This window comes from Variovorax trehalosi, assembly GCF_051216415.1.
Classification (GTDB): Bacteria; Pseudomonadota; Gammaproteobacteria; order Burkholderiales; family Burkholderiaceae_C; genus Variovorax.
The window spans coordinates 85053-102387 of record NZ_JBPJZG010000005.1 but is presented as its reverse complement, the minus strand read 5'-3'; the positions used below and the strand labels follow the sequence as shown (position 1 = coordinate 102387).

Below are 17335 nucleotides of genomic sequence, written 5' to 3'. Positions count from 1 at the left end.
TTGCCATTAGATCGCATGCGATCTAATATCCGCCCCATGCCTTCCAAGCGCCCCGCTGCCCCACCTGTCGAAGCCCCCGCGACCAATCCGCTGGCGCTCGACGAGCAGCTCTGCTTCGCCGTGTATTCCACGATGTTGAGCCTCAACAAGGTGTACCGCGGCCTGCTGCGCGACCTGGACCTGACCTACCTGCAGTACCTCGTCATGCTGGTGCTGTGGGAGAAAGACTCGGTCAACGTCTCCGAGATCTGCAAGCGCCTCGCGCTCGAAACCACCACCCTCACACCGTTGCTCAAGCGCCTCGAGACGCGCGGGCTCATCCAGCGCGTGCGCTCGGCGTCGGACGAGCGCCAGGTCATCGTGTCGCTCACCACCGAAGGCCGCGCCATGCACAAGAAGGCCCGCGGATTGCCGGCCTGCGTGGCCACCGCGATGGCGCTGGCGCCTGAGGACATCGGCAACCTGCGCGACCAGTTGCTCGCACTGCGCTCGAACCTCGACAGGAACGCGTGATGGCTCGCCGCATCCGCCTTCCTGTTTTTTCACGCCATTTATATCGCATACGATATTAATACAAGCGATACGAAACCCGTCCCTCTCCACCACGTCATCGAAGGAACGCACCATGTCCGCCAACAGCCTGAATTCCACCGCCACCCGCCGCAGCCTGCTGCTCGGCGGCGCCTCCGTCGCAGCCGGCGCCCTCGTGGGCACCGGCTTCTCCACCGCGGCATCCGCCGCTTCCACCGCCGCACCGAAGCACGGCGCGGTCCACGCCTCTTCAAAAGGAAAGCAAGTCATGAGCAACACCATCGTTACCAAAGACGGCACTCAGCTCTACTTCAAGGACTGGGGCCCCGCCTCCGGCCAGCCCGTCGTGTTCAGCCACGGCTGGCCGCTCGACTCCGACAGCTGGGAATCGCAGATGCTGTTCCTAGCGTCGCAGGGCTATCGCACCGTCGCGCACGACCGCCGCGGCCATGGCCGCTCCAGCCAGCCCTGGAACGGCAACGACATGGACACCTACGCCGACGACCTCGCCACCGTCATCGAGACGCTGGACCTGAAGAACGCGATCCTGGTCGGTTTCTCCACCGGCGGCGGTGAAGTAGCGCGCTACATCGGCCGCCACGGCACCAAGCGCGTCGCCAAGGCCGCGCTCATCTCGGCCGTGCCGCCGCTGATGCTCAAGACCGCCGCCAATCCCGGCGGCCTGCCGATCGAAGTGTTCGACGGCCTGCGCGCCGCGCAACTGGCCAACCGCTCGCAGTTCTACAAGGACGTGCCCTCAGGCCCCTTCTTCGGCTTCAACCGCCCGGGCGCCAAGGTGTCACAAGGCCTCATCGATTCGTGGTGGGCGCAAGGCATGCTCGGCGGCCACAAGAACACCTACGACTCGATCAAGGCGTTCTCCGAAACCGACTTTACCGAAGACCTGAAGAAGTTCGACGTGCCCACGCTGATCATCCACGGCGACGACGACCAGATCGTGCCCATCGGCGCCGCGGGCCTGGCCTCGGCCAAGCTGGTGAAGAACAACAAGCTCATCGTCTACCCCGGCGCGCCGCACGGCCTGACCGACACGCACAAGGACAAGTTCAACGCCGACCTGCTGGCGTTCATCAAGTCCTGATCGAGTGACCCGCCCGATGCGGCATCAGGCGAGGTAGCCGCCGTCCGCGGTGAGCGCCGCGCCGGTCACGAAGCCCGCATCGGGCCCCGCGAGATAGGCCACGAGGCTGGCGATCTCGCTGTCCTTTCCCATGCGCCCCAGGGCGATCAGCGAGCGCACGCGTTCTCCGATCTCGCCCTGCGGCGACATGTCGGTGTCGGTCGGCCCCGGCTGCACCACGTTCACCGTGATGCCGCGCGGGCCCAGGTCGCGCGCCAGGCCCCGCGTGAGCGAAGCCACCGCGCCCTTGGTCATGCTGTAGACCGACGAGCCCGCGAAGCCGCTGCGGTCCGCCGTCACACTGCCGATGGTGATGACGCGCCCACCCTCGCGCAGATGCGGCACCGCGGCCTGCGTGGCGACGAACACGGCACGCACGTTGACCGCCACCATGCGATCGAAATCGGCCAGCGCGTAGCTGTCGACCATGCCTGGAATCAGGATGCCCGCACTGTTGACGAGCACGTCGAGACGACCGAAGGCTTCCACCGTTTGCGACACCGCCTGCTGCACCGCTTGCACATCGGCGCTGTCGGCCTTGATGGCCAGCGCCTTGCCGCCCTGCGATGCGATCTCGGCCACGAGCGCCTTCGCCTTGTCTTGCGATGCCGCATAGGTGAACGCAACCGCCGCGCCGTCGTTCGCCAGGCGGCGCACGATGGCCGCGCCGATGCCGCGAGAGCCGCCCGTGACCAATGCGGCCTTGCCGCTCAATGTTTCAGACATGATGTTTCTTCCTTTTTTAGCAGATCGATTGATCCAGAATAGAGCCAAAAAATGCGCCCCAAAGGGCGCTCCACGATTTGCCAGCCCGCCGCCTACTTCAGGCCGCGAACCGCCACTTTCACCACGCCGCGCAGCGTCTCGACCGAGGCACCGCCACGCGCCGCGATCTTCAGCCCCGAGAGCGTGGCCGACACGAACTGCGCGGCATCCCGCGTGTCCACCGCCTTGCCGATTTCTCCTGCCGCCTTCGCCTCGGTGATGCGCCGCTCGATGGCCGAGAGCAAGGTGCAGCCCGCCGTGTCCGTGAGCAGCGAAACCTCCGCATCCGAGCGGCCGAACTCGCAAGTGGCCCCGATCCCCAGGCAACCGGGCTCCGCATCGGTGCTCGGCTTGGAGGCCATCGCGTTCAACATCGCCTCGATGCCCTTCAGCGGCGAACTCGCGCCATTGAGCACGCGGATCTGCTCGGCCACGCTGCCCGCGACGTAGTACTGCAGCGCCTCGAGGTACAGCTTTCGCTTGTCGCCGAAGGTGTCGTACATGCTCTGCCGGCTGATGCCCATGGCCTTGAGCAGCACCTCGGTGGAGGTGCCGTCGTAGCCGAGGTCGGAGAACGCGGGGATCGCGCCCTGCAGGGCGGTCTCGCGGTCGAATGCTTTGGGTCGGGCCATGGGCGTGGAGTATAAATAATTTTGGACCCACCTGTCCTGAACCAGCCAACAACCTTCTCCTCCTCTCCTCGACCCGCAGGCTCCTCTTAGTATTCGCCGAACAACATGAAGACCTGAGGAGCCCTCATGGACATCTTCGAAAACGTCCTTCTCATGCTGGTCGCGGCATGCCTGCTCTTGCAGCTCTCGCGCCGCCTCGCGCTGCCCTACCCATCGCTGCTGGCGCTGGCCGGCGTCGGGCTCGGCGCAATGCCGTGGGTGCCGCACATCCACTTCGACCCGCACCTGGCGCTCGCGCTCTTCATCGCACCAGCCCTCCTCGACTCGGCTTTCGACACCTCGCCGCGCGAACTGCGACGCAACTGGATGCCGCTGGTCTCGCTGGTGCTGGTGGCCGTGCTGCTGACCACCGCCGTGGTGGCATGGGCCGGCTGGGCCTTCGCGGGGCTGCCGATTGCCGCGGCCATCACGCTCGGCGCCATCGTCGCGCCGCCCGATGCGGTGGCCGCGGCGGCGGTGATGCAGCAATTCCGCATTCCGCGGCGCACGCTGTCGCTCATCAACGGCGAGAGCCTGCTCAACGATGCGGTCGCGCTGCTGGTGTTCGGCGTGGCGGTGTCGGCCGCGGGCGCTGCGCACCAGCCCATTGCGAGCTCGCTGCCGATGCTGCTGGTGGCGGTGCCGGGCGGCGCGGTGGTCGGCATCCTGCTCGGCAAGATCTACCTGCACTTCGTGAGCCCGCTCTTCGCGGGCACGCGCTCGGCCATCATCTTCCAGTTCGTGATGACCTTTGCCGCGTGGATCGTGGCCGAGCGGCTGCACCTGTCGCCGATCATCTCGGTGGTCGCCTTCGGCATGAAGCTGGGCCAGTACGCACCGAGCCGCAGCGCACCGCGGGACCGCGTGCAGTCGTATGCGGTGTGGGGCGCGGTGGTGTTCACGCTCAACGTGCTGGCGTTCTTTTTGATGGGGCTGCAGGCGCGCGGCATTCTCGACCGGCTCTCCGGCCCCGCGCTCACGCACGCGCTGCAGTTCGCGGGCCTCGTGCTCGCGCTGGTCATTGCCGTGCGGGTCGTGTGGGTGATGTTCTACGGGGCGGTGATGCGCACGGTGAAGCACCGGCTGGGCCTCAAACCCAAGGGCGTGTCGATTCCGTCCAAGCGCATCGGCTTCCTGGTCGGCTGGTCGGGCATGCGCGGGCTGGTCACCATGGCCACGGCCTTTGCGCTGCCGGCGGATTTTCCGGGGCGCGACCTCATCGTGCTGAGTGCGTTCGCCGTCGTGCTCGGCACGCTGGTGATCCAGGGCTTCACCATCGGGCCGCTGATCAAGGCGCTGAAGATCGAGCCGGACGCCTCACAGGATCAGGAAGTCTCGCTCGCGCGCATCGCGATGATGGATGCGGCGCTCTCCGCGCTGGAGTCCGAGCGCGGCGACGAAGCCGATGCGGTGCGCGACGAATACCGTGCCGCGCGAACCATCGCAACCGACGAGAGCCAGCCGCAAGCCCAGACTGCGCACGACCGCCTGCGCACCACGGCCATTCGCGCGCAGCGGCAGGCGTTGGAGGCGCTGCGCGAGAGCGGACAGATCGAGGACGACACCTACCACCGGCTCGAAGAGGAGATGGATTGGGCTGAGCTCAATGCCATTCCTGCAAACGACGTGCGGCTACAGAGCGTGTAGTGCCCTCGCAGAGGCGTTTGCCCGAACAGTCACGACTGCCTCTTCAAGTTGAGGGGAAACCATTCACGGCCGTGGCCGCGGACCAGCAAGCGCAGCCAGCGAACCGTGTATCTCCCGTCAGCAAATTGATAGATGCCGCCAAGGCCGGTGTATGCATACCCCAAATTGCAATAAGGGCTATAGGGAATTCTTACGGAGACCTTGAACATGTTCTTGGCCGTGCCAGGCTGGAATTGCTCGATCGCCCCCGAGATGTCGCATTGAGCGGTGGATCTACCTGTCGTCGTCCCTTTGAATGCCCCCTTTTCGTCGACCGTGATCGATGCACTAAAGTAGATGTCTTCGCCGACCCAGATTCCAGCAACACTTGATTGCGAAACTGCAAGGGCGTTTGAAGCGCTGTAGATCGACGGGATGGCCCCTTCCCAATTGCCTTGCATCGACGAGTTCGGCGTAAAGGTACCGGAGCCCGTGACCCGCTCCGGGCCAAAGCCCGAGGCATAGACAATATGTGCATCGGGGTTGTATGTCCAATTCACAGTTGTCATGGTGATGGACCCGAAAACTGCGTCGAAATCGCTGGATCGGAGGGCGACCGTTCCATCGGATCCGACAAAGCCGTAGCCGTTACGAAAAAGGCCACCGATATAGTGCTCGTAAAGGCCTTCACCTATCTTCCCTACTGCAGCCGTAGAGCCGGGCTGCGGAGCCAAAAGGGACGGCAAGGTTTGGCTGGGAATTACCGCCTGGGCTCTCGCTGAGAGGACGTCCAGGCCCTCTCCGTGCAGGGCGGCTACGCCACCCAATGAGTCTGCTTGTGTGGCTGACAACCCTTGAATACCGGACGGGTCTTGCAATTCCGCTTTTGCGGCCACGGCCGAAGTCGCGCCCGGCTCACTGATCGACCGTGACTGCGGCAAGCCCATGGCGCTTTCTCCCCCACCACCTCCGCCGCAAGACGCAAGAGCAGTCATCAGCAGCGTCACGACTGCTCTGCAAGCAAGTTTGTTCATCCCTCACTCCAACAATTCTTGTGAATATTTTTCGTTGCCGGCGACTTTTCAAGGAAGGTGCTTTTCCAAGAACGTCGGTTTCCGCGCGGCATTCTGCACGACGTGGGTTAAAGCTCTGTTTCGGTCGGCCTTGCAGTTGGTCACAGGTGCAGAATTCGCCCACATCGCCGGAGTGAAGAAATCGCCTCGATGCTCGATCACGCTTCGCGCCTCACACCCCGGGCTCTCGCATTTCCCTCCACTCCACGATATGAACTCAACGTCCATCCGCCAAGCAGTCCTGGCCGACCTGGAAGAGCTCGCCACGCTCTTCGATCAATACCGGCAGTTCCAGGGCAAGACAAGCGATGTGCCCGCCGCGCGCTCGTTCCTCCGAGAGAGGTTCGATCACGGGGAATCGGTGATCTTCATCTGCCACGAGAACGAAGTGCCGCTCGGCTTCGCGCAGCTTTATCCAAGCTTCTCGTCCGTCTCGCTCTCACGCGTCTTCATCGTCAATGACCTGTTCGTCCATGAGGCGGGTCGGCGCAAGGGCGTTGCCTCCCGTTTGCTCTCGGTCATCGAGTCATACGCCTGGTCGCTCGGGTCGGCCCGCGTGACGCTGAACGTCGCGCGCGACAACCCGTCTGCCCAGAGGTTGTACGAAGAGAGAGGCTGGAAGCAGGACGATCAGTACTTCATGTATCACCGCTTCCCGGGGGAAGCTTCATAGGCGATATCGCCCCCCTTCAGCCGACGCGACGCGACGCCTCAACCCTCCTCGTACCACCGGTCCTTCGCCAGCATCACCCGGTGGTGCCCGTGCCCCGACGGCATCATCGGAAAGCAGTTCTCCTGCGCCGCGACCTGCACGTCGAGAAAGAACGGACCCTCGCTCGCCAGGCACTCGGCCAGCGCATCTTCAAGCTCGGCCGGCTCCGTCACCCGCCGCGCCCCCCAGCCAAACGCCTTCGCCAGTGCCACGAAATCCGGCAGCGCCTCGTTCCAGCTGTGGCTCAGGCGGTTGCCGTGGTTCAGTTCCTGCCACTGCCGCACCATGCCCATGTAGCCGTTGTTGCACAGCACCAGCTTCACCGGCGTGCGGTGCTGCACCGCGGTCGACAGCTCCTGGATGTTCATGAGCACCGAGGCATCGCCGCTCACGCACACGCACAGCGCATCGGGGTGGCCGATCTGCGCGCCGATGACGGCGGGCAAGCCGTAGCCCATCGTGCCCGCGCCGCCCGAGGTGAGCCAATGGCGTGGACTGTCGAAGCGCAGGTACTGCGCAGCCCACATCTGGTGCTGGCCCACATCGGTCGAGACGATCGCATCGCGCCCGCTGCGGCCAATGGCCTGCTGCAGCGACGACACGAGCTGCTGCGGCAGGATCGCATCCGCGCGCGGCTCGAACTTGAGGCACTCTTCCGCGCGCCAGCGCTCGATGCGCTCCCACCACGGCGCCAGCCGCTCGGGCGCAAAGCCCCCGGCGGGCAGCAGCGCCAGCACCGCATCGAGGATCGCGGCGCAGTCCCCCACCATCGGCACATCGACCTGCACGATCTTGTTGATGCTCGTCGGGTCGATGTCGATGTGGATCTTCCGCGCATGCGGGCAGAACTCGTCGAGCTTGCCGGTCACGCGGTCGTCGAAGCGCGCGCCGACGCACACCACCAGGTCGGCCTCGTGCATCGCGAGGTTCGCTTCCAGGTTGCCGTGCATGCCGAGCATGCCGATGAACTTCGGGTCGGACGCGGGGAAGGCGCCGAGCCCCATCAGCGTCAGCGTGCAGGGCGCGTGCAGGCGGTTCACCAGTTGCGTGAAGGCTTCGCACGCAGCAGGCCCCGAGTTGATGAGCCCACCGCCGCCATAGAGCACCGGACGCCGCGCGGTCGAGAGCAAGTCGGCCGCGCGCTGCAACATCGCCTTCGGCGGCAGCGCCGCCCTGCTCGCACGCAAGGGGCGCAGCGGCGTCGAAACCCCGCCATGAGCCAGGCGCATCAACTGGATGTCCTTCGGCACATCGAGCAGCACCGGCCCCGGCCGGCCCGTCGATGCAATTTCGAGCGCGCGCCGCACCAGCGCCGGCACGTCGTCCGCCGCGCGCACCTGCTGGTTCCACTTGGTCACCGAGCGCGACATGCCCAGCGCATCGCTCTCCTGAAAGGCCTGTGTGCCGATCACCGCCGTCGCCACCTGCCCGCTGATGCACAGCACCGGCACCGAATCGCTCATGGCGTCGAGCAGCCCCGTGATCGTGTTGCCCACCCCCGGCCCCGAGGTGACCAGCACCACGCCGACCCGCCCCGTGCTGCGCGCATAGCCCTCGGCCGCATGCACCGCGGCCTGCTCGTGGCGCACCAGCACATGGCGCAGGCGCGGTTCGCCGTGCAGCGCGTCGTACAGCGGCAGCGCGGCGCCGCCGGGGTAGCCGAAGATGGTGTCGACGCCGCACTCCACCAGCGTATCGAGCAGGGCCTCCGCCCCGTTGCGCACACGCGGTGCGGCTTCGGGGTGAAGGGACAAGGAAGACGTGAGGGGTATGTCGAGCAATCTCATGCCGTCAATTCTTCCGTTCCTCAGGCAGAATTTGCTTCTTTCTTTTGGCTCATTGGGTCCAATTTATGAAAATCAATCGGAAAACAGCGACTTCCGAAGAAGGATCTTTCGACAAGATCGACATGGCCATCCTCCGCGTGCTGCTGCTCGACTCGCGCAAGACCCTGCAGGAGATCGGCAACGAGGTAGGCCTCTCGCCCACCAGTTGCTGGACGCGCATCAAGAAGCTCGAGGCGCAGGGCGTCATCAAGCGCTACACCGTCGACGTCGATCCGGCCAAGCTCGGCTATCACGACTCGGTGATCGTGCAGGTCACGCTCGAGAGCCACACCGACGAGACCCTCTACGACTTCGGCCGCGTGCTCGCGACCATTCCCGAGATCCAGGAGGCGTACCTCGTCTCGGGCGACTACGACTACTACATCCGCATCGCGGTGCGCGACACGCGCGACTACGAGCGGCTGCTGCGCGAAAAGCTCTACAAGATCCCCGGCATCCGCCACAGCAAATCGCACTTCGTGCTGCGGGTGCTCAAGGAAACCAGCGTGCCCGTCATCTGAAGGTGCGAGCATCGCGTTGACCTGAACTCCCCCAAAGGATCTTCGGATGTTCGATTTCTTCAAGAAGAAAAAGCCGCCGGCCCCGGCCGCCACCGTCGAGACCGGCCCCGCCGTTCCCACGCCCCTTGCCGAACGCAAGGGACACGTCGGTGCCATCGAGGCGGTGACGCTCGACGGCACCATGTACTTCTTCGGCTTCGACTTCAGCAGCGACCTGGTGCTATCGCCCCTGATCGCCGACATCGACATCGCGGCGCGCTTCGCCAGCCAGCACATGACGCAGCGCGACGGCACGCACGACGAGGCCTACTGGCGCGAGCTCGCGGGCTACGCCGTCGAAGGCTCCGAGCTTGCGACCAAAGAGGAAAGCCGCACCTTCAGCACCGAAGCGCTGGCCGCGGCCATCGCAAGCCTCGCGCGCGTGCGCCGCGAAGGCACGGTCGAGCCCGGCTTCGCCATCGAGTACCACCTGCGCTATCTGCTCGGCGCAGCGGGCGGATGGGAAGTGCCCGAAGAAGCCGGCACCGAAGACGCCGACGAATGGATCGACGTCATCAGCGGCAACGAACCGCTGGCCGAGGGCACGACGCTGACAGACATCGCCGGCCGCCTGCAGGCGCACCTGAACGCGCTGGTCGATACCGCGCCGGGCAACTGGTCCACGAAGTTTGCGGTGTTGAAGGGCTGAGCTCATTCCAACCGGATCAGAGCCGCACCAGCTCCACCCGACGGTTCTTCGCACGCCCCGCCTCGTTGTCATTCGGCGCCACCGGCTCGGCCGCACCGGCGCCGCGCGTGGTGAAGCGGCGCGGGTCCACGCCCGCCTTCACCAGCACGCCGATCACCGCGACCGCGCGGCGCTTGGAAAGATCGTCGTTGTGCTTGGCTTCGCCCTGCGCATCGGTGTGCCCCACCACCGAGAGCTTGAGCGGCGGGTTGTTGCGCATGAGCTTGGTCATCTCGTCGAGCGTGGGCTGCGACTCGGGGCGGATCACGTCCTTGTCCAGGTCGAACAGGATGCCGTAGAGGTTGATGCGCCCCGTCTCGGCCAGGCTCTTCTGCATGGCCGAGGCATCGACGAACACGATCTTGTCGCCCTCCATCGCCTTGGCTTCCACCACGCGCACGAAGGCGTGGTTGCCGACATCGGCGTTGTGCTCGGCCAGCGCGATGCTCGCGTACACGGTGCCGGTGGGGCCGGTCTTCTTCGCGAGCAAATAGCGCCCGCTGACTGAAAAGTAGTTGCGCACGTAGTCGCCGCTCTTGCCCAGGCGCGGCCACTCCGGGTCGTCGAACGCGAGCGCAAAGTCGTAGGGCGTGTTCGTGTCCACGCTGTTGGGGCGCTTCTGGTAGCAGGTGGCGTTGGCGGTGCCACAGGTGAAGAGCACATCGAAGCCCTTGGCCCTCAGGCTCGCCTCATAGTTGCGCTGCACTTCGAGCAGCGACCGGCCGGCGGGCAGCTTGTAGTGATAGAGCGAGATCTTGCCCTCGAGCTTCAGCAGATCGGGCTTGCCACCGCCCCAGTTCTGGAACGGCTCCTTGATGAGGCCGACCTCGTCGTAGGCCATGACCTTGGTGCCGTCGAGCACCGCGCCTTCGTAGCGGCCGACGAGGGGGTGGTCTTTCTCGGGCGGTGCGGCGGCGAAGGCGACCAGGCCGAGCAGGGCCGCAGCGGCGACGAAAGCGAGCTTTTTCATTGAAGCGTCGAGAAGAGCGGCAACGCTGCGAATGCTAGAGAGTGCGCACGCCGCTGGGCATTCGACGGACGGCCTATGCCGCCTGTTCGCTCTGTCAGCGCGGCGAGCCGCCGAGCAACGACGACGCGTGGTCCTCGAAGCTGCCGCGCACGTACCAGCCTTGCGGACCCAGTGCCAACACCTTGTCCGACAGGCCGTGTGCGCCCGCCTCCGCCTTGACGTCTGCGGCGGCGGCGCACATGAGGCGACCTCGCTCCATATTTACGGTACCAGCCAAACCGGCACCTCTTGGCTCGCCTCCTCCGCCGCCTACTCCGATCGTCGTGACATGACAACTCGGGCGCAGACTGCACCCAAAAATGCCAGCGCCGCAGTGGCAAGCGAAGAGCATTGGCTTATTTTTATCAATCTGTTCGTAGCTCTATCGGCCGGGGCCCTGGCATCGCTGTCTGCGCCCATGATGCTGGCTGTTCTTTATATTGATATATGGCTGTTCGCCAATCCCCATATCGTTGCAACCTACTCACGTATTCGTGCAACCCCATCGAGTATTCGAATTCATTGGTTTTTGATTTTTGTCGCGCCAGCTTTAATAGCAATTGGCCTAACAGTTATTGCCCTTGCATATGAGGCACCGGTCTGCTGGCCCTCTATTTTGTGCTCCAGGCGTTTCACGTGACTCGCCAGAGTTATGGAATAGCAAAACGCTACGACCGTCGACTACAGGCACCTTATCAAGCGTTGCCTTATTTTTTGGCCTATATTTTTCCTGTGTGGGAATATTTGCATCGCAGCGCACAGGCACCCAATAGCTTTCTGGAATACCCGATCTGGCTTCCTCCTGTTTTGCAAGAACTATCCTTTGCGATAGGAATTGCGTCCGTCATCGGTATATTGCTTTGGCTCGTACGTCTGTGGCGCTACAAAGACACAGAGCAGGCAAACAGTCTCTTTAACAGTTTTGTACTTTCCCATTTGCTGATTTCGCTGGTCAGCTACATCCTGATCAGCGACATCACTCTTAGTTGGCTGGTGGTAAACGTTTGGCACAATGTTCAGTACCTGATATTTGTCTACCGCCAACAGCAGCGTGATATCAAGATCAGCAGCATGGGCATTGAATCGAAAAGCACTCCGGCGCATCGAAATTCATGGATTGAAACTCTGAAGCGCCCCGCAATATTTTTCCTGACGTGCTCGATCTTCGGGGCCATTTTTTACGTCATTGCCGACAAGGTTGGTAAAAATCTTCTTTGGCTGGGGTTTCCCACCATTCTTATCGCACACCTTGTTTTGAATTTTCATCATTATTTGGCGGACAGCTTCATATGGAAGCGTCGCAATACTGGCAGGCCCAGTAATGCCGGAACTGTCTCTTTCTAAAGTGAATGTCCCTGTCGTTCACGCCCCACCCGGTGGGACGTACTTCGAGGTAACGCCGATCTGAGCAACCGGCGTACTTCGCGAGGATTACCGACCAGTTGCACAGCAGCTCGACACAGAGCTTTAGCCCGCATCGTGCAGAATGCCGCGCGGAAACCGACGTTCTTGGAAAGCTGCTTTCCTTGAAAAAGTCGGCGTCAACGAACAACATTCAAAAAATTGTTGGAGTGAGGGATGAACAAATCTGCTTGCAGAGCAGCTGCGGCGCTGCTGATGGTTGCTCTTGCGTCTTGTGGCGGGGGTGGTGGAGGAGAAAGCTCCATCGGTTTGCCGACAGGGCAGTCGCAGTCGATCAGTGAGCCAGCCGCGGCTCCTCCAGTCGCAACCGCAAAAGCGGAACTGCAAGATGTGTCCGGAATTCAAGGGCTGTCGACCGCACAAGCAGATTCATCCGGTGGCATAGCTACCCTGCGCGGACAGGGCTTGGATGCCCTCTCGGAGCGAGCCCAAATGGGTGGCGCCATCGCCGACTCCGGTTCGGTATCAACGCGATTCGTGCCAGGCGGCGACCCCGAGCGCTATGTCGGCAGCTGGAGCGCATCCGACGGCAGCCCTGCGCGCTATCTATTGGTTGCCTCTGGCCCAGATGCCTTTGACACCGGGGTTCTTTTCAAGCCCCTAACGCAAAGTGAGCAGACCACCAACGGCGCGATGGTGCGTCTGAATGACGCCACCCTCATGGGCAACGGCGCAACACAGAACATCAACGGCGATGCGAGCTTCGCGATCGGGCGCTGGGTAGCCGGCACCGCCACACTGGGGCCCGACAAGAAATATGTTCTCACGGGCGACTACAAGCGTACGTACCACTACCTCGCGTTTAATGCGGTTCCGTATATCCCGTGGGACGGCGCGCTCATCTGTAACACCGGCGCCTTCACAACTCCAAGCCATCTGGACAGTGGCCCGAGCGACGCCCCCCTCAACGGCACAGCGACCGGTTCTGCCACCATCAGTTTTAACCGCGGTACGGCTGACATCACCGGCGCAATCAAAGTCATGGCTGGCGATGGGGCAGGTACGGTGCCTCTCAGTACCGGCAACCACCCACTCAACTCGTCGTTGTCATGGCAGTCGGCCTTCAGCACGGACAACGCAACTGGCAGATGGTCCGTCTCCTTGATGCTGGGTGATGGCGAGATCTACGGCACCAAGATGATTGCAGTCGAATACATCGCCGTCATGCTCCCCTCACGCGCGCGCTACACCGGGGTAGCACGACTAAGCTGCACGCCTGCGCCGTAGCTTGGCTGCCCGCTTACTCCGATGCGAATCTTCCCTCAAGCATCGGAAGCGCATCCAACGTTCCTGGCAAGGCACAAACCGGACATCGGCATCAACCCTTCTCGGAAACAAAGCCACCGGCCCTGCCTTTGGACTTCCGAAGCAGAATGACGAGCCCCGATATCAGGAAGTAGACGGCCCCCACCGCCGCATACCCCGCAAACGTCTGCACCACAGGCGCCGCACTCCCCTGCTGCGCCACAAAGAACCCGCCAGCCAGCGCCGACTGCGCCCCGCTCAGCATCATCACCCACTGCCCCTTATCGCTCTTGCGCCGACGAATGGCAGTCGCCAGCTGAAGCAGCCCGGCAACGATCGCCCACAGCCCGAAGATCACCAGAATGATCTGCAACTTGAGCCCCAGCGAAACCGCCACGGCCACAGTGACCAGCGCGCTCATCCAGAAGTTCAGCACCTGCGTGGGGTTGGCCTTCGCGCCCCCCGTCATCCGCGCGTCCACCCAGTTGGCCAGCGCATCCCACGCGGGGTAGACGATCAGCAGCCCGCTCGCGACGACGGGCGACCCCTTGGCGACGGTGAAGGCGAGCGCGACCCATGCGAAGGAAAAGGCGGCGCGAATGAAGTAGAGCTTGCGCAGCCACGCGGCTCGCTGAAGTGGAGATGGGTTGATGTTGGACATGGCAATGGCGGCAAAGACCGCGAGATGTAAAGAAAAAAAGAAAGAAAGAAGGTCGTCGCCCCTCGAGCGAGGCGGGTGCAGGCAATTCTGTTGGGACCGCTCCTGCCGCGGTATCGGTCGAATGACCGACAAGCCCCGAAAGACTGTGCGATGCTGGGCTTTTGCCTCTGCCCCCTCTTCTCTCCCTCATGTCCGACGACTCGACCATCGCCGTCTTCGACGCTGTCCGTGCGCTCGCCTTCATCGGCGACCTGAGCATGGGCCAGCCGACCGACCATTCGCTGCGCACCGCGTGGCTCGCGGGAATGATCGCGACGCAGGCCCGCGCCGATGCGTCGCAGGTCGAAGCCGCCCGGCACGTCGCGCTGCTGCGCTGGTCCGGTTGCACGGCCAATGCCCAGGAGTTCGCGGATTTCCTGGATGACGACGTGCAGGGCCGGCAAGCTCTTCTTGCATCGCAGAAGCCGCGAGCCAAGCAGCAGCAGCCTCGCAGCGCGCCCATCCCCAGCGCAATGCTCGCCATGGCCGATATCCATTGCGAGATCGCCGGCGACATCGCGAACACGCTGGGCCTGAGCGCCGATACCGAAGCGGCGCTGCGCGCCATCTTCGAGACCTACGACGGCGGCGGCGTGCCCGGCCTCCTGCAAGGCGACGACGTGCCGCTCGCGACGTACGTCGTGGCGCTGGCGAGCGATCTCGAAATCTTCAGCCGCCTCTACGGGCTCGACGAAGCGCTCACGCTCGCTCGCGGACGCGCGAACAGCGTCTACCCCGGCGCGCTGGTCGACGCCTGCGCACCGTGGGTCGCGACGTGGATGAAGGCGCTGGACGCGCCCACCCCGCCGTGGACCGACGTGGCCGACCAGCCCGCCTCGATGCTTCAGCGCGTCGGGTTGGAGCTCGTGGGCGACGTGATCGACCTCAAGCTTCCCTGGATGACGGGCTACTCGCGCCGCGTAGCTCAACTGGCGTGCGATGGCAGCGCGCGTGCCGGTTTGGACGAGGCCTCATGCCACCGCACATACAAGGCCGGGCTGATCCACGGCATCGGGCGGGCGTCGGTGCCCAACGCGATCTGGAACGCGCCCGAGCCGCTGCCGGCCGGGTCGCTCGAGCGCCTGCGGCTCGTGCCGTACTGGACATCCCGCGCCGCCGGGCAGATCGACGGGCTCGCGGCCGAAGCGGAGATCGCGTCCTTCGCTTTCGAACGGCGCGATGGCTCGGGCTATTTCCGCGGCCGGTCTGGCACGGCGATGCCGCCGGAGGCGCAATTCGTCGCCGCGGCCGAGCGCTGGGTTTCCCTTCGCACGCGCCGTCCGTGGCGGGTGGAATTCACCGAAGCAGAGGCGCTGGGCTGCATGAAGGAAGACGTCGAAGCGGGTCGCTTCGATCCGAACGTTGTGGATGCGCTGCTCGCCTGTGCGATGTCGCATGCGCCCTCGAAGCCCGTAGCGCCGAAGAGTGGCGAGCAGGCTCTGTCAGAGCGCGAGCTGGAGGTTCTGCGCTGCATCAGCAAGGGCGAGAACACCAAGGAAGTCGCTCGCGCACTGGGCATCAGTCCGCGCACGGTGCGCACGCATGTCGAACGCGTGTTCCTCAAGCTCGAATGTTCAACCCGTGCGGCCGCAACGTTGAAGGCGGCGACCAGAGGGCTCATCTGACAAGGCAGCTCTGACTGCCATGTGGGTGTGCGAGCGCGAACCGTACGCAGCGCGTCCAGCCCTTGCTTCGCATTTCGCTCGCAAATGCAGCCAGGATGCGGTTCGCGCCGGGGTTGAAGGATCTCGCAACCGGGATCGCTCACGCTCCGCCACGCAAATTTTCATCGTCACGAACTCTTCATGCCAGCGCTGAAGAATCGCGCAGTCACTCAACCTGAGTACGACCTGACCAAACGATGAAAACCACAAAAAACACGCCCTTCCCCACCATCCCGCTCGATCTTCCCCAACGCCGCGCCTTCCTGCGGCAGAGCTTCGCCACCGCGGGTGTGGTCACGCTCCCGGCCTTTCTCGCTGCCTGCGGCGGTGGCGGCAGCAACGGCGTTGCCTTCCCGCCGATCGCCGGTGTGCCGCCCGCACCTGCCCCCGCCCCGGCACCTCCCGCGCCGCCCCCGGTCGAGCCGCCCGTCGTCAGGAAGAGCCCCTTCGCTGAGTTCTCGGCGCTGCAGCCAGCCGATGCCAACGGCGTGATGCTGCCCACGGGCTTCACCTCGCGCATCGTCGCGCAATCGGGTGCCGTCGCGGCAGGCAGCTATACATGGCATGGCTCACCCGACGGCGGCGCCTGCTACGCCACCGACAACGGCGGATGGATCTACGTAAGCAATTCGGAAATCGGCAGCAAGGGCGGCGGCGTGGGCGCATTGCGCTTCGACGCCAACGGCACGGTGGTCGATTCGTACCCGATCCTGAAAGACACCTCGACGAACTGCGCGGGCGGCCCCACGCCGTGGAACACCTGGCTGTCGTGCGAGGAGCATTCCAGCGGCATGGTGTGGGAATGCGATCCCGCCAAGCCCTGGGTCGATGCGAGCAGCGCCCCGAGCCTGCCGGCGCTGGGCCTCTACGCGCACGAGGCCGTGTGCGTGGACCCCGTTCACAAGACGCTCTACCTGACCGAGGACGCATCCGGCGGCCGGGTCTATCGCTTCGTCTGCGATGCAAGCGACTGGCCAGAAGGCGCCAGCCGCGCCGACATGAAGTCCGGCAAGCTGCAGGTGCTCAAGGTCAAGGACATCGCGAGCGACATCGATCTGGCCGATCCGGCCAAGCCGTACCCGAAGGACTTCGGCCAACCCCTGCCGGTGGAATGGCTCGATGTCGTCAATCCCGACAAGCCGCAGGCTGGGGTGCGCACGAGCATGCGCACCGCGGGCCTCACGCCGCCCGGCGCAGCCTTCAGGAAGGCCGAAGGCATCTGGTTCTTCAACGGCATCGTGTATTTCGTGACCTCCTACAACGCACACATCTGGGCCTACGACACGCAGAACCAGACGCTCGAGGCGATCTACGACGGCATGAACAAGGACGCCGCCACGCATTCGATCGACGAACCAGACAACCTCACGATCTCGGCCCTCGGCGACATCCTGGTGGCGGAAGACGCGGGCAACCTGGAGATCGGCGTGCTGCGGATGGAATCGGGCACCTCCCAGCCGCTCGTGCGTCTGGTCGGCCACGACGACAGTGAGGTTGTCGGCCCCGCCCTGTCGCCCGACGGCAAGCGGCTGTACTTCAGCTCGCAGCGCGGCACCGGAAAAGGCGGCATCACCTTCGAGATCACGCTGCCCTCGGCGGCGAAGTAAGGCGAGGCGAGGCCAAACGTCGGCACGGCGCGGGAAGACCGATCAACGGTCGATCCTGCGGCCGATGCAATTGGCCATATGGCGCAGCTGCGGTA

The 17335-nt window shown here is 64.1% G+C and carries 18 protein-coding genes; 11 read left to right on the top strand and 7 right to left on the bottom strand.

Annotated features, from left to right (window positions below; all coding sequences use genetic code 11):
- Positions 1–36: 36 nt before the first annotated feature.
- Both ACSFA7_RS19375 and ACSFA7_RS19370 read left to right on the top strand, forming a co-directional pair.
- Complete coding sequence (locus tag ACSFA7_RS19375) at positions 37–513, top strand: MarR family winged helix-turn-helix transcriptional regulator (RefSeq protein WP_435500894.1); 477 nt, start codon at positions 37–39, stop codon at positions 511–513.
- A 112-nt stretch (positions 514–625) separates the two neighbouring features.
- Positions 626–1633, top strand: a complete 1008-nt coding sequence (locus ACSFA7_RS19370) for an alpha/beta fold hydrolase (protein ID WP_435500893.1) — start codon at positions 626–628, stop codon at positions 1631–1633.
- A 24-nt stretch (positions 1634–1657) separates the two neighbouring features.
- Here ACSFA7_RS19370 and ACSFA7_RS19365 read toward each other — a convergent pair whose 3' ends face one another.
- The gene (locus ACSFA7_RS19365) at positions 1658–2398 is read right to left on the bottom strand and encodes a 3-oxoacyl-ACP reductase family protein (protein WP_435500892.1); all 741 of its coding nucleotides are present in this window, start codon (positions 2396–2398) and stop codon (positions 1658–1660) included.
- A gap of 92 nt (positions 2399–2490) precedes the next feature.
- On the bottom strand, positions 2491–3069 hold the full coding sequence (locus ACSFA7_RS19360; protein ID WP_435500891.1) for a TetR/AcrR family transcriptional regulator: 579 nt from the start codon (positions 3067–3069) through the stop codon (positions 2491–2493).
- A 126-nt stretch (positions 3070–3195) separates the two neighbouring features.
- Between ACSFA7_RS19360 and ACSFA7_RS19355 the strand changes: the two genes are divergently transcribed.
- Positions 3196–4755 (top strand): cation:proton antiporter, encoded by a 1560-nt coding sequence (locus ACSFA7_RS19355; RefSeq protein WP_435500890.1) that lies wholly within the window; start codon positions 3196–3198, stop codon positions 4753–4755.
- A 29-nt stretch (positions 4756–4784) separates the two neighbouring features.
- Here ACSFA7_RS19355 and ACSFA7_RS19350 read toward each other — a convergent pair whose 3' ends face one another.
- The gene (locus ACSFA7_RS19350) at positions 4785–5768 is read right to left on the bottom strand and encodes a hypothetical protein (protein WP_435500889.1); all 984 of its coding nucleotides are present in this window, start codon (positions 5766–5768) and stop codon (positions 4785–4787) included.
- Between the two features lie 250 nt (positions 5769–6018).
- Here ACSFA7_RS19350 and ACSFA7_RS19345 point away from each other — a divergent pair, with 250 nt between their 5' ends.
- Positions 6019–6480 (top strand): GNAT family N-acetyltransferase, encoded by a 462-nt coding sequence (locus ACSFA7_RS19345; RefSeq protein ID WP_435500888.1) that lies wholly within the window; start codon positions 6019–6021, stop codon positions 6478–6480.
- A gap of 38 nt (positions 6481–6518) precedes the next feature.
- On the opposite strand, the gene ilvB is transcribed toward ACSFA7_RS19345, so the two are convergent.
- Entirely contained in the window at positions 6519–8306 is a 1788-nt protein-coding gene (gene ilvB, locus ACSFA7_RS19340; protein ID WP_435500887.1) for a biosynthetic-type acetolactate synthase large subunit, read from the bottom strand.
- A 65-nt stretch (positions 8307–8371) separates the two neighbouring features.
- Between ilvB and ACSFA7_RS19335 the strand changes: the two genes are divergently transcribed.
- Together ACSFA7_RS19335 and ACSFA7_RS19330 are read left to right on the top strand one after the other, a co-directional pair.
- Positions 8372–8866, top strand: coding sequence for an Lrp/AsnC family transcriptional regulator (locus tag ACSFA7_RS19335; protein WP_435500886.1), 495 nt, complete (start codon positions 8372–8374; stop codon positions 8864–8866).
- Between the two features lie 46 nt (positions 8867–8912).
- Positions 8913–9554, top strand: a complete 642-nt coding sequence (locus tag ACSFA7_RS19330) for a hypothetical protein (protein WP_435500885.1) — start codon at positions 8913–8915, stop codon at positions 9552–9554.
- A 16-nt stretch (positions 9555–9570) separates the two neighbouring features.
- Here the strand turns inward: ACSFA7_RS19330 and ACSFA7_RS19325 are convergent, their stop codons facing one another.
- Entirely contained in the window at positions 9571–10563 is a 993-nt protein-coding gene (locus tag ACSFA7_RS19325) for an OmpA family protein (RefSeq protein ID WP_435500884.1), read from the bottom strand.
- 94 nt (positions 10564–10657) lie between these two features.
- Entirely contained in the window at positions 10658–10822 is a 165-nt protein-coding gene (locus ACSFA7_RS19320) for a hypothetical protein (protein ID WP_435500883.1), read from the bottom strand.
- Between the two features lie 69 nt (positions 10823–10891).
- Between ACSFA7_RS19320 and ACSFA7_RS19315 the strand changes: the two genes are divergently transcribed.
- The 3 genes from ACSFA7_RS19315 (at position 10892) to ACSFA7_RS19305 (ending at position 13251) form a co-directional block, all read left to right on the top strand.
- The gene (locus ACSFA7_RS19315) at positions 10892–11242 is read left to right on the top strand and encodes a hypothetical protein (protein WP_435500882.1); all 351 of its coding nucleotides are present in this window, start codon (positions 10892–10894) and stop codon (positions 11240–11242) included.
- Positions 11239–11946, top strand: a complete 708-nt coding sequence (locus ACSFA7_RS19310; protein ID WP_435500881.1) for a hypothetical protein — start codon at positions 11239–11241, stop codon at positions 11944–11946. Before ACSFA7_RS19315 ends, ACSFA7_RS19310 begins: the two co-directional genes overlap by 4 nt.
- A 234-nt stretch (positions 11947–12180) precedes the next feature.
- Positions 12181–13251 (top strand): hypothetical protein, encoded by a 1071-nt coding sequence (locus ACSFA7_RS19305; protein ID WP_435500880.1) that lies wholly within the window; start codon positions 12181–12183, stop codon positions 13249–13251.
- 91 nt (positions 13252–13342) lie between these two features.
- On the opposite strand, the gene ACSFA7_RS19300 is transcribed toward ACSFA7_RS19305, so the two are convergent.
- Positions 13343–13930, bottom strand: a complete 588-nt coding sequence (locus ACSFA7_RS19300; protein ID WP_435500879.1) for a DUF308 domain-containing protein — start codon at positions 13928–13930, stop codon at positions 13343–13345.
- Between the two features lie 188 nt (positions 13931–14118).
- Here ACSFA7_RS19300 and ACSFA7_RS19295 point away from each other — a divergent pair, with 188 nt between their 5' ends.
- A complete protein-coding gene (locus ACSFA7_RS19295; protein WP_435500878.1) occupies positions 14119–15594 on the top strand; it encodes an HD domain-containing phosphohydrolase in 1476 nt (491 codons plus the stop codon).
- Between the two features lie 236 nt (positions 15595–15830).
- Entirely contained in the window at positions 15831–17240 is a 1410-nt protein-coding gene (locus ACSFA7_RS19290) for an alkaline phosphatase PhoX (protein ID WP_435500877.1), read from the top strand.
- Positions 17241–17335 lie beyond the last annotated feature (95 nt).

Excerpts from the sequence above, each read along its gene's own strand:
- ACSFA7_RS19375 (WP_435500894.1), top strand. The coding sequence starts at position 37 with ATGCCTTCCAAGCGCCCCGCTGCCCCACCTGTCGAAGCCCCCGCGACC.
- ACSFA7_RS19370 (WP_435500893.1), top strand. The coding sequence starts at position 626 with ATGTCCGCCAACAGCCTGAATTCCACCGCCACCCGCCGCAGCCTGCTG.
- ACSFA7_RS19365 (WP_435500892.1), bottom strand. The coding sequence starts at position 2,398 with ATGTCTGAAACATTGAGCGGCAAGGCCGCATTGGTCACGGGCGGCTCT.
- ACSFA7_RS19360 (WP_435500891.1), bottom strand. The coding sequence starts at position 3,069 with ATGGCCCGACCCAAAGCATTCGACCGCGAGACCGCCCTGCAGGGCGCG.
- ACSFA7_RS19355 (WP_435500890.1), top strand. The coding sequence starts at position 3,196 with ATGGACATCTTCGAAAACGTCCTTCTCATGCTGGTCGCGGCATGCCTG.
- ACSFA7_RS19350 (WP_435500889.1), bottom strand. The coding sequence starts at position 5,768 with ATGAACAAACTTGCTTGCAGAGCAGTCGTGACGCTGCTGATGACTGCT.
- ACSFA7_RS19345 (WP_435500888.1), top strand. The coding sequence starts at position 6,019 with ATGAACTCAACGTCCATCCGCCAAGCAGTCCTGGCCGACCTGGAAGAG.
- ilvB (WP_435500887.1), bottom strand. The coding sequence starts at position 8,306 with ATGAGATTGCTCGACATACCCCTCACGTCTTCCTTGTCCCTTCACCCC.
- ACSFA7_RS19335 (WP_435500886.1), top strand. The coding sequence starts at position 8,372 with ATGAAAATCAATCGGAAAACAGCGACTTCCGAAGAAGGATCTTTCGAC.
- ACSFA7_RS19330 (WP_435500885.1), top strand. The coding sequence starts at position 8,913 with ATGTTCGATTTCTTCAAGAAGAAAAAGCCGCCGGCCCCGGCCGCCACC.
- ACSFA7_RS19325 (WP_435500884.1), bottom strand. The coding sequence starts at position 10,563 with ATGAAAAAGCTCGCTTTCGTCGCCGCTGCGGCCCTGCTCGGCCTGGTC.
- ACSFA7_RS19320 (WP_435500883.1), bottom strand. The coding sequence starts at position 10,822 with ATGGAGCGAGGTCGCCTCATGTGCGCCGCCGCCGCAGACGTCAAGGCG.
- ACSFA7_RS19315 (WP_435500882.1), top strand. The coding sequence starts at position 10,892 with ATGACAACTCGGGCGCAGACTGCACCCAAAAATGCCAGCGCCGCAGTG.
- ACSFA7_RS19305 (WP_435500880.1), top strand. The coding sequence starts at position 12,181 with ATGAACAAATCTGCTTGCAGAGCAGCTGCGGCGCTGCTGATGGTTGCT.
- ACSFA7_RS19300 (WP_435500879.1), bottom strand. The coding sequence starts at position 13,930 with ATGTCCAACATCAACCCATCTCCACTTCAGCGAGCCGCGTGGCTGCGC.
- ACSFA7_RS19295 (WP_435500878.1), top strand. The coding sequence starts at position 14,119 with ATGTCCGACGACTCGACCATCGCCGTCTTCGACGCTGTCCGTGCGCTC.
- ACSFA7_RS19290 (WP_435500877.1), top strand. The coding sequence starts at position 15,831 with ATGAAAACCACAAAAAACACGCCCTTCCCCACCATCCCGCTCGATCTT.